Annotated in this window: 1 pseudogene; it reads right to left on the minus strand. The window is 53.1% G+C overall.

Annotated elements, in window-relative coordinates:
- A pseudogene (locus ACEN88_RS36210) lies at nucleotides 1-239 on the minus strand (hypothetical protein); the annotation flags it as partial.

Consider the following 239-nt stretch of genomic DNA (forward strand, 5'->3'; position numbering starts at 1 on the left):
TCTTTGAAGCGGGTTTAGCAGCCCCAGTCGATTTCGGCTTGTCCTCCTTCTTTGAGGCTGGCTTGGTGGTAGATTTGGACTTTGGCTTCTCCTTCTCCTCCTCCTCCTCATCATCCTCCTCATCCTCCTTGTCCTTCTTGGCAGCTGCTACTCGACTGGACTTTGGTCGTTCTGACTTTTCCTCCCCGTCCTTCTTTGCTCCAGCGGACTTTGGCTTGGCGCTCGATTTGGATTTAGGC

Origin of the sequence: Massilia sp. CT11-108, from assembly GCF_047302915.1 — a bacterium.
In the GTDB taxonomy this organism is placed as follows: Bacteria; Pseudomonadota; Gammaproteobacteria; order Burkholderiales; family Burkholderiaceae_D; genus Telluria; species Telluria orientalis.